Source organism: Microbacterium sp. 18062, assembly GCF_902706225.1.
GTDB lineage: Bacteria > Actinomycetota > Actinomycetes > Actinomycetales > Microbacteriaceae > Microbacterium.
In genome coordinates this window covers 23,841-37,100 of the sequence record NZ_CACSKB010000028.1, presented here as the reverse complement: position 1 = coordinate 37,100, position 13,260 = coordinate 23,841, and the positions used below count along the sequence as shown (strand labels likewise).

At 70.6% G+C, this 13,260-nt stretch carries 12 protein-coding genes; 1 reads left to right on the top strand and 11 read right to left on the bottom strand.

Features of this window, described 5'->3' with window-relative positions; all coding sequences use genetic code 11:
- Positions 1-27: 27 nt before the first annotated feature.
- The gene (locus GVL03_RS11620; RefSeq protein ID WP_159501161.1) at positions 28-1,464 is read right to left on the bottom strand and encodes an XRE family transcriptional regulator; all 1,437 of its coding nucleotides are present in this window, start codon (positions 1,462-1,464) and stop codon (positions 28-30) included.
- 124 nt (positions 1,465-1,588) lie between these two features.
- On the opposite strand from GVL03_RS11620, the gene GVL03_RS11615 reads away from it, so the two are divergent.
- A complete protein-coding gene (locus GVL03_RS11615) occupies positions 1,589-3,469 on the top strand; it encodes a phosphoenolpyruvate carboxykinase (GTP) (RefSeq protein WP_159501160.1) in 1,881 nt (626 codons plus the stop codon).
- Positions 3,470-3,569: 100 nt separating this feature from the next.
- On the opposite strand, the gene GVL03_RS11610 is transcribed toward GVL03_RS11615, so the two are convergent.
- The 10 genes from GVL03_RS11610 to ribD all read right to left on the bottom strand — a co-directional run bounded on the left by GVL03_RS11610 (position 3,570) and on the right by ribD (position 12,977).
- Positions 3,570-3,929, bottom strand: coding sequence for a hypothetical protein (locus GVL03_RS11610; protein ID WP_159501159.1), 360 nt, complete (start codon positions 3,927-3,929; stop codon positions 3,570-3,572).
- A gap of 43 nt (positions 3,930-3,972) precedes the next feature.
- A complete protein-coding gene (locus tag GVL03_RS11605) occupies positions 3,973-4,566 on the bottom strand; it encodes a hypothetical protein (protein ID WP_159501158.1) in 594 nt (197 codons plus the stop codon).
- 180 nt (positions 4,567-4,746) lie between these two features.
- Complete coding sequence (locus GVL03_RS11600) at positions 4,747-6,660, bottom strand: ABC transporter ATP-binding protein (protein ID WP_159501157.1); 1,914 nt, start codon at positions 6,658-6,660, stop codon at positions 4,747-4,749.
- Between the two features lie 30 nt (positions 6,661-6,690).
- On the bottom strand, positions 6,691-6,903 hold the full coding sequence (locus GVL03_RS11595) for an AsnC family protein (protein WP_159501156.1): 213 nt from the start codon (positions 6,901-6,903) through the stop codon (positions 6,691-6,693).
- Between the two features lie 358 nt (positions 6,904-7,261).
- A complete protein-coding gene (locus GVL03_RS11590) occupies positions 7,262-8,725 on the bottom strand; it encodes an MFS transporter (protein ID WP_159501155.1) in 1,464 nt (487 codons plus the stop codon).
- 285 nt (positions 8,726-9,010) lie between these two features.
- Positions 9,011-9,364, bottom strand: coding sequence for a Fe-S protein (locus GVL03_RS11585; protein ID WP_159501154.1), 354 nt, complete (start codon positions 9,362-9,364; stop codon positions 9,011-9,013).
- 130 nt (positions 9,365-9,494) lie between these two features.
- A complete protein-coding gene (ribH, locus tag GVL03_RS11580; protein ID WP_159501153.1) occupies positions 9,495-9,968 on the bottom strand; it encodes a 6,7-dimethyl-8-ribityllumazine synthase in 474 nt (157 codons plus the stop codon).
- A complete protein-coding gene (ribA, locus tag GVL03_RS11575) occupies positions 9,965-11,239 on the bottom strand; it encodes a GTP cyclohydrolase II (protein WP_159501152.1) in 1,275 nt (424 codons plus the stop codon). Before ribA ends, ribH begins: the two co-directional genes overlap by 4 nt.
- Positions 11,236-11,895 (bottom strand): riboflavin synthase, encoded by a 660-nt coding sequence (locus GVL03_RS11570; protein ID WP_159501151.1) that lies wholly within the window; start codon positions 11,893-11,895, stop codon positions 11,236-11,238. The genes ribA and GVL03_RS11570 overlap by 4 nt, the downstream gene beginning before the upstream one ends.
- On the bottom strand, positions 11,895-12,977 hold the full coding sequence (ribD, locus tag GVL03_RS11565) for a bifunctional diaminohydroxyphosphoribosylaminopyrimidine deaminase/5-amino-6-(5-phosphoribosylamino)uracil reductase RibD (protein WP_159501150.1): 1,083 nt from the start codon (positions 12,975-12,977) through the stop codon (positions 11,895-11,897). Before ribD ends, GVL03_RS11570 begins: the two co-directional genes overlap by 1 nt.
- Positions 12,978-13,260: the final 283 nt, after the last annotated feature.

Here is a 13,260-nt window from a genome sequence, read left to right as displayed (position 1 = left end):
CACGCCCAGCAGCGGATGCGCACGCGCTCAGGCGTGGCGGTCGAGGAACGCGTAGACCTCGTTGTCGTCCACGCCCGGGAACGCGCCGCGGGGGAGCGGTGTGAACATCTGCATGTGCACCCGGGCGCTCGGCCACGCCTTGCCCGACCAGCGGTGCGCCGCGTCGTCCGCGGGGCGACGGCAGCACGACTCGTCGGGGCAGGTCGAGGTCGCCCGCTGCGCGGTCTCGCGGCCGCGGAACCACCGGGCATCGTCGAAGGGCACGCCGACGGTGATCGAGAACTCGCCGTCGGCCGTCGACCCGGTCTGCGTGGAGCACCAGTAGGTTCCCGACGGGGTGTCGGTGTACTGGTAGTGCTCGGTCGTGCGGTTCTGCTCGGCGAAAGCCGCGCGGGCCGAGAACCTGCGGCAGACGATCTGACCCTCGACAGCGCCGGTGACGTCCATCGGGAGGGGCAGGTCGTCGTTCTCGAAGACGCGCGAGATCGCCCCGTCGCCGTCGACCCGCAGGAAGTGCAGCGGGATGCCGACGTGCTCGGTCAGCAGGTTCGTCATCCGCATCCCGGCCGCCTCGTGCGTGACCCCGAACGCGTCGCGGAAGTCCTCGACCGCGAGGTCGCGCTCCTTCTTCGCCTGCTGCAGGAAGGCGACGGCGTTCGTCAGCGGCATGAGACAGCTCGCCGCGTAGTAGTTGATCTCGAGGCGCTGCTGCAGGAAGTCGGCGTAGTCGCTCGGCGGCTGGTGTCCGAGCAGGCGGTGCGCCATCGCCTGCAGCGCCATCGAGCGCAGGCCGTGCCCGCCGGGGATCGACGCGGGCGGGAGGTAGATGCGGCCGTTCTCGAGGTCGGTGATGGACCGGGTCGACTGGGGCAGGTCGCTCGCGTAGATCAGCTCGAACCCGAGCTGGCCGGCCATGATGCTGACGGTGCGGTGGGTGAGGGCGCCGCCGACGTGACCCGCGGACTTCAGCTGCTTCTCGGCCAGCTTCTCGATGTCGGGGAGGTAGTTGTTGCGCTCCCGCATCCGCAGACGCAGCTCGGTGTTGGCCCGGCGTGCCTCCTCGGGCGTCGCGATCGCCTCGCGCTCACGGCGCTGCAGCTCGCGGTGGAGCCCCAGCACGGTCTCGATCGTCTCGTCGCTCAGGCCCTTGGTGACCTTGATCGGGGGGAGGCCGAGCTGGCGGAACGCGTGCGTCGACTGCGCACGCTCCAGGTCGATCTCGAGGGCGGCGCGCCGGTTCGGCGGCTCGCTCGAGAGCAGATCGCCGAGCTGGATGGCGGTGGCGCTCGCGATCTCCTGCAGGAGCGACAGCTTCGGCTCCCGCTTGCCGTTCTCGATCAGGCTGAGATGGCTGCCGGCGACGCCGACCGCCGCGCCCAGCTCGTCCAGGGTGAGCCCGGCGGCCGTGCGGTAGTGGCGGATGCGGTGACCCAGGGTGGTGAGTTCGATCGTGCTCGACGCCATTCCTTGATCATACTGAAAGAATCGCGATTTTTTCGAACGTGCGGCCAGGAAAGAGGGGGCAAGAGGGCGGCAAGGTTGGAGGGAACTTACGTTTTGCACACCTTCATCCCCGACAGGAGTCATCATGGCACTCGCCGAGACCTTCTCCCGCACCGCATCGGACCGCATCGGCGCGTCGCGTGCGTACGGCCAGCGTCCCGAACTCGAGGGCGAGGGCATGGCCGCCCTGGCCGCCTGGGTCGACGAGATCGCCGCGCTCACGCAGCCCGACCGTGTCCACTGGGTCGACGGATCGCGCGCCGAGAACGAGGCGCTGCTGCGCGAGATGGTCGATGAGGGAAAGCTGATCAAGCTCAACCCGGAGTGGCGGCCGAGCTCGTACCTCGCCCGCTCGCACCCGAGCGATGTGGCTCGCACCGAGGGCCGCACCTTCATCGCCTCGGAGCGCGAGGAGGATGCCGGCCCCACGAACAACTGGGCGGACCCCGCCGAGATGCGCGAGACCATGACCCGGGTTTTCGCGGGCTCCATGCGCGGCCGCACGATGTACGTCGTGCCGTTCTCGATGGGAGCCGTCGGCGGTCCGCTCTCGCACATCGGGGTGCAGGTCACCGACTCCGCCTACGCGGTCACCTCGATCGGCATCATGACGCGCGTCGGCCTCGACGTCGTCGAGCAGATCGCGAGTGGCGCGCCCTGGGTGAAGACGGTGCACTCGGTCGGTGCGCCGCTGGCCCCGGGCGAGGCGGATGTCGCGTGGCCCTGCAACGACGACAAGTACATCGTGCACTTCCCCGACACGCTCGAGGTGTGGTCGTACGGTTCCGGCTACGGCGGCAACGCCATCCTCGCCAAGAAGTGCTTCGCGCTGCGCATCGCGTCGGTCATCGGCCGCGACGAGGGCTGGCTCGCCGAGCACATGCTGCTCATCCGCGTGATCAGCCCCGAGGGCAAGGCGTACCACGTCGCGGCGGCGTTCCCGTCGGCGTGCGGCAAGACCAACCTCGCGATGCTGCGTCCCACGATCCCCGGATGGCGCGTCGAGACGCTGGGCGACGACATCGCGTGGCTGCGTCCGGGCGAGGACGGACGCCTCTGGGCGATCAACCCGGAGGCCGGGTTCTTCGGCGTGGCGCCCGGAACCGGCGAGTCGACGAACGTCACCGCGGTCGAGACGCTCTGGGGAAACACGATCTTCACGAACGTGGCCCTGCGCCCCGACGGCGACGTCTGGTGGGAGGGACTGACCGACGAGGCGCCCGCTCAGCTCGAGGACTGGGAGGGGAACCCGTGGACGCCCGCGTCCGGACGCCCCGCCGCCCACCCGAACTCGCGCTTCACCGTCTCGGCCGCGCAGTGCCCGCAGATCGCGGCGGACTGGGACACCCCCGAGGGCGTGCCGCTGGACGCGATCCTGTTCGGCGGACGTCGTGCCACGAACGTGCCGCTGGTGCTGGAGGCGACCGACTGGACGCACGGCGTCTTCCTCGGCTCGACCATCTCGTCGGAGCGCACGGCCGCCGCCGAGGGCACCGTCGGCGAGCTGCGCCGCGACCCGTTCGCGATGCTGCCGTTCTGCGGCTACAACATGGCCGACTACTTCGGGCACTGGGTGTCGATCGGCCAGAAGCTGCGGTTCGACCGTGCGCCGCGCATCTTCCAGGTGAACTGGTTCCGCAAGGGCGCCGACGGCCGGTTCCTGTGGCCCGGGTTCGGCGACAACTCGCGTGTGATCGACTGGATCATCCGCCGCGTCGAGGGTCGCGTCCCCGCGGTCGACAGCCCGATCGGCCGCCTGCCGCGCACGGAGGACCTGAACCTCGACGGCATCGAGGTTCCCCAGGAGGACCTCGACGAGCTGTTCGCAATCGATCCGCAGTCGTGGCTCGCCGAGGCTGCGCTCACCGAGGAGTTCTACGACACGTTCGGCGCCAAGGTGCCGTCGGCGCTGCGTGCCGAGCTGGCGTCGCTCCGCTACCGCCTGACGCAGGCGCAGCCCGCCTGACGCCCCGGCATCATCCCGCGAGAAACCACATCCGTCCCGAAACCGACCGCATTGCGCGTCGTCTCGGGGCGGATGTGGTTTCTCGCGGTGACGGGTCGGGTTACTCCTCGACGGCCAGCCGGTAGGCGGGTTCGCTGGTGCCGATGAGCACGACTTGGGCTGGTTGCCAGTCGGGTGCAGACCAGACCACGGTCCACTCGGTGCCCGTGCCCCCGGTCCGCTTCGTCAGGCTGTGGGGTGGACGTGTGCCGTCGTCGCGCAGAAGCTGCACGGCGTCCATGAGTGCTTCGGCGCCGGTGAGAGGCGGCGGACGACTCGCGGGTCCGTTCTCTGCGACCGCGTGGAGATAATCGTCCAGCGCGATCGCATAGGCCCGGTCGTAGTCATCGGTCATGCCGCTCCGTTCAGCGACCATGGTGACCTCTATGCCCGACGTGGTCCATCCGGCATAGAAGTTCACCGTCAATCCGTTCGGCAGCGGGACTGGGGCTCTCGACAATTCATCATCCTGCGGAGTTGTAGACCTGTTCGACGATATTGCTGTTTCGAGTGTACGTTCCGTAGCTCTGGATGTGCTGGCTCGTGCTCATGGTCCCGGATTCCAAAGGAAGGTTTGCATACGTCGTGGCGGGTCCTACGAAGTTGGCAGACCCGGCCTGCCATGCTCCCGATCCCGGCAGCGCACGGTAGATCAGGTCAACCCACTTCTCACCTGAAGTGTGGAGCCCTGTCGCCGTGATCTTGATTGTCCAACTCTTATACGAACCGCAGGAACACGTGACTGTGCTGGCGTTTGTGGTGTTGACGACGTAGCCTCCGTTCGTCGTGCCGAAGGGAGTGACGAGACCCTGTTGCAGCTTGTAGGAACAGTAGTTCTGTACTGTCTGGGTGCCCCGGTCGATCTCCTGCGCGGTCAGAGGTCTCCCGGATGAGTGTGTGAGATCGAGCGTCTCGCCGTCGCAAACGGCTAACGTGCCTGCGTCGGACACAGTCAGTTTCGCGGCGTTCGCGGGGCTGGCGATCCCTCCGCCGGCAACGACCACGCCGACGGCAAAGACCGAAGATATGACGCGAATCCAGAACAGTTTCTTCTGCATCTTCCCCTCCAGGATGGCTTTGCTCAGGACTATAAATGGCTTCCGGGGGGGGTATCCCCCATTTGGGGGACATAACCCACTGCTGATACGGAGTGGGGGCGGCAAGGCCGAGCTCGGGCGCCCTGAGGCGCTCGGTCATGAGCGTTGGTTACCGGCCTCCCCGCGCGAAGAGAGCGACACTCAGACGAGCAGCTGGTGCTTCGCCAGGTCACGGTACAGCGGCACTTCGGCGACGAGGTCGGAATGCGTGCCCTGACCCACCACGCGACCGCGATCGACGACCACGATCAGGTCGCTGTCGACGACCGTCGAGAGGCGGTGCGCGATGACGATCAGCGTGCGTCCCTCGGCGACCGCGTCGATCGCCTCGCGCATGCGCTGCTCGTTCAGCCCGTCGAGCGAGGACGTCGACTCGTCGAGCAGCAGGATGGGGGGAGCGGCGAGCAGGGCACGCGCGATCGCGAGGCGCTGACGTTCGCCGCCGGAGAGCATGACCCCCGCCTCGCCGACGGGGGCGTGGAGGCCCAGAGGGGAGCGGTCGAGCACGTCGCCGAGGTTGACCTCGCGCAGCACGCGCTCGCAGTCGGCGTCGGATGCCGCCGGCGAGGCCAGCCGCAGGTTGTCGCCGATCGTGCCGGCGAGGGTCGGCGCATCCTGTTCGACGTAGCCGAGCTGTGCCCGCAGCGCGTCGCGATCGAGCGTGCGGACGTCGCGACCGCCGAGCAGGATCGCGCCCTCCGTCGGATCGTAGAACCGCTCGATGAGCGCGAGGGTCGTGCTCTTTCCCGCCCCGGACGGTCCCACGAGCGCCACACGGGCGCCCCGGGGCACGCGGAACGAGACACCGTGCAGGACCTCGCCATCCGTCCGCAGGTCGTCCTTGGCGACGGCCGGGTCCGGGATGTCGAGCGTCGAGGTGTCGACGCGGGCGCTTGAGAGCAGGGCCTTGGCCTCGGCCTCGGTCTTCTGCCGTGCGGCGACGACCGCCTCGGGGTAGCGGAAGTGCACGTCGCGGAACTCGATCGCCGGCACGTCGGCGCCTGCGGGGGCGTCCGCATCCGTGACCCGTGCCGCGATGGCGGCGTCATCCTGGGACTCGGTCGGGAGGTCCAGGACCTCCTGGATACGGCCGAGCGCGCCGAGCGCCTGGTTGACGGACGTGATGGCACCGAAGAACGAGCCGAGCGGCTGGATGAGGAAGAAGAGGAACATCACGAACGTGACGAGGCTCGCGATCTCGATCGCGCCCGACGCGACGCGGAAGCCGCCGACGCCGAGGACGACCAGGAGCGACAGCTGCAGGGCGATGCCGGCGACGGGCACGACCAGGGCGGACGCCTTCGCGATGCGCACGCCGATGCCGTACGCCTCGGCGGCCGTGCGGCTGATGGTCTCCTGCTCGCGCTCGCCTGCCCCTGCCGCGCGCACGGTGCGGATGGAGCCGACCGCTCGCTCGACGCCCGAGGCCAGCTCGCCGACCTTCTCCTGCTGGGCGCTCGTCTCGCGCCGGATGCGGCCGCTGAGCACCCCGACGACACCGATCGACAGGCCGATGACCACGAGGATCAGCAGCAGGAGGATCGGGTCGATGAGGAGCATCGCGATGATCGCGCCGGCGAAGATGAGGACGTTGCCGACCGAGTCGGCGAGCCCCTGGGTGAGCACGGCGTAGAGCAGCGTCGTGTCGGTGCCCACGCGGGAGACGAGGTCACCCGTACGACGCGCGTCGAACTCGCGGATCGGCAGGTGCAGGATGCGGGCCACCAGGCGCCGACGGCTCGAGAACACGACGGCGGTGCCCGTGCGCTGCAGCAGGTAGTGCTGATACCCCGAGATCACGGATGAGGCGACGACCAGCGCGACCAGCACCCAGACCAGGATGCCGAGGGTGTCGCCATCCTGAACCCGGGTGATGACCTCGCCGACCACGAGCGGCTGGGCGAGCGTGGCGCCGGCGGCGAGCACGCTGAGCACGGCGACGACGACGAGCACCCCCTTGTGCTCGAAGAGGAAGGGGAGCAGCTGCCGGAAGCTGGCGCGGGGACCCTCGTCAGGGGAGCGACGACCGCGGCGCGCGCGGGCGGGTGTGGACATGCCGGTACCTCGTTCGTTCGTCAGGGGGTGCTACTTCCGACCGTACTTCTTGTGGACGGCCTGCCGGGTCACGCCGAGGGCGCCGGCGATCGCGACCCACGAGTAGCCGTCGGCGCGCGCGCGGCGCACCTGGGCGGCCTCGGCGCGTGCGAGCTCGCCGCGCAGCGCCGCCAGCCGGCGCAGCTCGGCGAGCGGCTCGCCGCCGTCGGCCGCGGCGATCGCGGTGCGGATCGAGTCGCTCATCATCCTCCGTCCGTGGCGGCGTCGGGGGCCACCGCTGTCAACGGTAATTGACGCACCCGTCGGCGTCAACCCAAGTTGACCGCTCCGCTGCCCTGACCCGCGAGACAGTATCTGGCCGCCGAGACAGCGGGGTTCACCCACTGTCTCGGCGCGCACGTGCAGTCTCGCGGCCCGGGCGCGGGCCCGGAGCCGGAGCCGGGCCGGCCCCGACGGCAGCGTCAGGTCGGGCGCAGGCCCGGGCCCGGGGCCGGCCCCGAGGGCAGCACCAGCGCCGACACCGGCCGCAGTCGCCCCGGGAACGCGGAAGGCGGATGCTGCGCAGCACAGTGCCGCGCAGCATCCGCCTTCGTGCGGCGTCCTAGAGCGAGCCGGTCTCGCCGAGTCCGAGGTTGGCGTCGTAGTCGACGTCCTTGGTCTCCTTCGACAGGATCAGCGCGATGAGGGTCAGCACGGCGGCCCCCGACAGGTACAGGCCGACGAGCCAGGGTTCGCCGCCGGCCGCGGCCCACAGGCCCAGGGCGATGGAGGGAGCGACCGCGGCGCCGAGGATCGACGACACGTTGTAGGAGATCGCCGAGCCGGTGTAGCGCACGTTCGTCGGGAAGAGCTCGGGCAGGAGCGCTCCCATCGGCCCGAACGTCGCGCCCATCAGCATGAAGCCGAAGACCAGGAACGCCTGGGTGAGCGCGCCGGTGAACAACGGGTCGGTGTGCGGCAGCAGGAACAGGTTGAACGTGAGCCCGAAAACCGCGATGCCGGCGGTCACCCAGATCAGCAGGCGCCGCCGTCCGATTGCGTCGGCGATGGGACCCGACAGCAGCGTGAAGATGCCGAAGAAGACGACCCCGATGATCTGCATGATGACGAAGTCGATGTAGCCGTATCCGAGTCCGGGCAGGTAGGTCGCCGCGAACGCGGACGCGTCGAACGTCTCGCCGGCGGTCTCGGCTGCTTGCTGCGCGGCGGCGGTCGCCGTCTCGAGGCCCGCCTTCGTGCCGTAGGTCAGCGTGAAGTTCGTCATCAGGTAGAACAGCACGTAGGTCGCCAGCATGATGAACGTGCCGAGGATCAGCTGCCACCAGTGGCGGCGGATGACCTCGCCGAGGGGGAACTTGCGGATGGCTCCGGTCTTCTCCGCCTTCACGAACGTGTCGGACTCGACGAGCTTCAGGCGTACCCACAGGCCGATGATCACCATGACCGCGGAGAAGAGGAACGGCACCCGCCATCCCCATGCCAGGAACTCCTCCGAGCGCTGCGCCGTGCCGTCGGCGTGCGGCAGCGCGAAGTTGATGACGAGGAACACCGTGTTGGCGATGATGAAGCCGATCGGGGCGCCGAGCTGCGGGAACGTGCCGTACCAGGCGCGCTTGCCCTTCGGGGCGTTCTCGGTGGCGATGAGAGCCGCCCCCGACCACTCGCCGCCGAGTGCGAAGCCCTGTGAGAGGCGCAGTACGAGCAGCAGGAGCGCGGCCCACCATCCGATGGCCTGGTAGGTCGGGAGGCAGCCGATCAGGAACGTGGCGACGCCCATCGTCAGCAGCGACGCGACGAGGGTCGCCTTTCGGCCGAACCGGTCTCCGAAGTGCCCGAAGACGACCGCGCCGATGGGGCGGGCGATCATCGCGGCGCCGAAGACCGCGAACGAGGCGAGCAGCGAGGTCGTGTCGTCGCCGGTCGGGAAGAAGAGCGTGGGGAAGACGAGGACGGCGGCCGTCGCGTACGCGTAGAAGTCGTAGAACTCGATCGTGGTGCCCACGAGGCTCGCGGTGATGACGCGGCCGCGTGAGTTCACCGGCTTGGCGGTGGTGGCGGAAGACATGGAAGGGGGCCTGTCGCAGAGGGGAGGAAGGACGTCCTCGTGGGACGCGCCGGTGCGATGGGCGTCCGGGGCAGGGGTGATGCAGCGGGCGTCACGTCGCTGGGTCACCGGTGCGTGTCGACGCGGGAGCCGACACGCAATCGCTCAGTCTACCCGGACGTCGGCCGTCGGCGCCCCGGATCGCTCCGTCGTGCGGTCGTGCGGTGTCCGGGCCGCGCGGTCGGCGGGTGCGGTGTCCGGCCAGTGCCCGTGGGGCCCGAGCTCAGCGCCTATGCCTGCCTGTGGTCAGCGCCAGAGCACGGCGATCGCGGCGTTCGCGAGGGTGAGGGTGCCGATCAGCCAGAAGAGCGCGGGCGGGAGGCCGCCGGTGCGGCGCTGACGGGCGGAGCCGATGCCGAGGGCCGCGCCGATCGCGAGGAGAACGCCGAGCTTCACGCCGATCTTCACGTAGTTCAGGTCGTACTCGACGCCCCACGGCGCCGCGAGCGCCAGCCCCGTGACCGCGGCGATCACCATGCCGATGCTCATCAGCCGCGTGACCCGGATGCGGCGGCTCACCGCCTCGACCGCCCACGCGCCGAACAGCACGGCGAAGCCTACGAGGTGGACGAGGACGACGAGGTGACGCAGGATCTCCATGTCCCGAGCGTACCTTATGCCGTACTGAAGGTAGCGCGAGCGCAAGCACCCGCCCTGGGCCGCGGGGCCGTCCCGGTCACAGCTCCGCGCCCGCAGAGCCTCGGGGTCTGCTGCGGGCCGGGGGGCGGGCTCAGATGCGGAAGTCGCGCAGGAGCAGGGCCGTGCGGAGGGCGGCGTCGGCTGCCTCCGCGCCCTTGTCCTCGCTCGAGTCCGGGAGGCCGGCCCGGTCGAGGCCCTGCTTCTCGTCGTCGAGGGTCAGCACCCCGAAGCCGACGGGCTTGCCCGTGTCGATCGCGACGCGCGTGAGGCCGTCGGTCGCTGCGGAGGAGACGTACTCGAAGTGCGGGGTGCCCCCGCGGATGATGACGCCGAGTGCCACGACCGCGTCCGCGCCCGCGTCGAGGGCGGCCTTCGTCGTCACCGGCAGCTCGAACGAGCCCGGCACCCGCACGACGCGGTAGTCGGCCCCGGATGCGGCGAGCACGCGCTCGGCGCCCGCGATCAGGCCGTCGGTGATGACGTCGTGCCAGGATCCCGCGACGACGACGACCCGCAGGTCCGCCGCCTCCACGATCTCGGTACGGGGTGCTCCGTGTCCGCTCATTGGCCCGTGGCCTCCTTCATCTGCGCGAGCGCGTCGGCCAGGTCGTCGTCCGCGATGAGGTGGCCCATCCGGTCGCGCTTCGTGGCGAGGTACTGGTGGTTGTTGGGACCGACGCCGACCAGCAGCGGGACCTGCTCGACGACGTCGAGCCCGAGAGTCCGCAGCTGCGAGACCTTGTCGGTGTTGTTGGTCAGCAGGCGCACCCTCTCGACGCCGAGATCGGCGAGGATGCCGGCTGCCGCGGCGTAGTCGCGGGCGTCGGCGGGCAGACCCAGGGCGAGGTTCGCATCGACCGTGTCGAGACCGCGCTCCTGCAGGTTGTAGGCGCGCAGCTTGTTGATGAGGCCGATGCCGCGACCCTCGTGCCCGCGCATGTAGACGACGATGCCGCCATCCTGCTCGATCGCGTCGAGGGCGGCGTCGAGCTGCGGACCGCACTCGCACTTGAGCGACCCGAAGGCCTCGCCGGTGAGGCACTCCGAGTGCACGCGCACGAGCGGTGCGTCGGCGACCTCGCCGGAGACGACGGCGAGGTGGTCGGTGCCGGTGACCCGGTCCTTGTACGCGAGGAAGCGGAACTCCCCGTGCGAGGTGGTCACGGTGGCCTCGGCGCGCAGGCTCACCCGCCGGCGGTGCGCCGGCTGCGGCGCCTCGTCGCGCGGGTCGATCTCGTCGAGATGGGCGACGAGCTGCTCGATGGTGATGACGGGGATCTCGTCGCGGGCGCCGAGCTCGAGGAGTCCGGGCAATCGCATCATGCTCCCGTCCTCGGCGACGATCTCGGCGATCGCACCGACCGGGGCCAGTCCCGCCAGTCGTGTCAGCTCGACGGCCGCCTCGGTGTGGCCGCCCCGCTCGCGGACGCCGCCGTCGACCGCGCGCAGCGGCAGGACGTGCCCGGGCCGGATGACGCTGGTGGGCGTGGACTCCGGGTTCGCCAGCACGTTCAGGGTGTGCGAGCGGTCGGCCGCGCTGATGCCGGTCGTGATGCGGTCGGCCGCGTCCACGCTCACCGTGTAGGCGGTGCCGCGGGCGTCTTCGTTCACCTCGACCATGGGGGGCAGATCGAGCCGGTCGGCCCAGTCGGCGGGCATGGGCGCGCAGATGAACCCGCTCGAGTGGCGCACGGTCCAGGCGATCCACTCCGGGGTCGCCATCTGTGCGGAGAGGACGACGTCTCCCTCGTTCTCGCGGTTCTCGTCGTCGGCGACGATGACGGGCTTGCCGGCGCGCAGCGCCTCGAGCGCGACCGGGATGGGCGAAAGGCTCATCGGGAGCCCCCTTCGTTCGTGATGCGGGGCACGCCGGGCGACGCCGACGCGGGGGAGAAGGACAGGAGCCGCTGCACGTGGCGGGCGAGGACGTCGGTCTCGAGGTTCACGACGTCGGCGGCGGCGCGGGAGCCGAGGGTCGTCGCCGCGAGCGTCTCGGGGATGAGGGAGATCTCGAACCACGGCTCGGCGGCATCCGCGTCGCTGACGGCGCTGACCGTGAGCGAGACGCCGTCGACCGCGATCGATCCCTTGTCGACCACGAGCGGGGCGAGGTCGGCCGGGAGGGAGATCCGCACGACCTGCCACTGGGCGCCCGGGCGGACGTCCAGGACCCGGCCCGTGCCGTCGACGTGGCCCTGCACGATGTGGCCGCCGAGGCGGCCGTGGGCGGCGGTCGCCCGTTCGACATTGACGGCGGTGCCCTCGGCGACCGCGCGCACGGCGGTGACCTCGAGCGTCTGCCGCATGACGTCGGCTGTGAACCAGTCGGTGCCCTGGTCGACGACGGTCAGGCACACTCCCGAGATGGAGATCGAGTCGCCGTGGCCGGCGTCGGAGACGGCGAGCGGCGCCTGCACGGTGAGGCGCACCCCGTCTCCCGACGGCTCGACGCGGGTGACGGTGCCGATCTCCTCGATGATGCCGGTGAACATCAGTGGTCTCCTTCGTTCGAGGCGGATGCGGGGCGCGCGACGATCAGAAGGTCGTCGCCGAGGCGGCGGAGGTCGGCGATCTCGAGCCGGCGCTGCTCGTCGATGGTGGACACGCCGACCATCCGGAGCGCGGGATGGTCGCTGCCGTCCGGTCCGTAGCCGATCAGGGTCGGGGCGACGTACGCGAGGATCTCGTCGCCGAGGCCCGCGCGCAGGAAGGCGCTCGCGATCGTCGGCCCGCCCTCGACGAAGATCCGGTGCACGCCGAACCGGCGCAGCTCTTCGAGCACGGAGTCCGCCGGGTCGTCGCCGTGGTGCTCGCCGAACAGGTTGGCGCCGCTGCGGTGGAGGAATCCGCGAGGGTGGCGGTGGAGAGCGGCGTCCTCGGGGATGCTGCGGTCGCCGAGGACGATCGGCAGCGGCTGCCGGTCGTAGAGGGTGCCGTCCTCCCGGCGTGCGGTCAGTGCCGGGTCGTCGGCGAGGACCGTGCCGATGCCGACGACGATCGCGTCGGCCTCGGCGCGACGGCGGTGCACGTCCGCGCGGGCGGCCGGACCGGTGATCCACCGGCTCGTGCCGTCGGCGGCCGCGGCGCGTCCGTCGAGCGACTGCGCCCACTTGACCGTGACGTGCGGGCGACCCAGTCGCTGCACGGCGGTCCAGTCGGAGAGCAGCTCGCGGGCCTCGTCGGCGAGCACGCCGGATTCCACGTCGACCCCCGCGGCCCGGAGACGTTCGCCGCCGCCGCGCGCGACCGGGGTGGGGTCCGGGAGTGCGTAGATCACGCGCGCCACGCCCGCTTCGAGGAGTGCGCCCGCGCAGGGGCCGGTGCGGCCGGTGTGGTTGCAGGGCTCGAGGGTGACGACGGCCGTCGCGCCGCGTGCGGCGCCCGGGGCGAGGTGCGACAGGGCGTCGACCTCGGCGTGCGCGGTGCCGGCGCCGTGGTGCCACCCCTCGGCGAGGATCGCGCCGTCGGGGGAGAGCAGGACCGCGCCGACCTGCGGGTTGACGCCCGCGGGGCCTCGACGCGCGAGCCCGAGCGCGCGAGCCATCGCGTCGCGCTCCCTGTCGCTGACCGTCATCCGTCTCTCCCGCCGGTGGGCTCCGGGGAAGGGAACGGCGCGCGGTACGACGGCGCCGTATCGCGCGTGCTGCCTCCCATCCGGACTCGCGACATCGAGATGTCGCATCACCGTCGGTCCCGGAATTCCACCGGATCGGCACCTCCGGTCCCGCAGGACCCGAGACGCTCGCGGACTGTCACCGCCGGTTCGGATTCTCACCGACCCCGGAGCACGTTACGTGTTCCGAGTGTACTCAACCCCCGGGGCCGTGGATCATTCCCCGTCTCGCAATGACACGCAG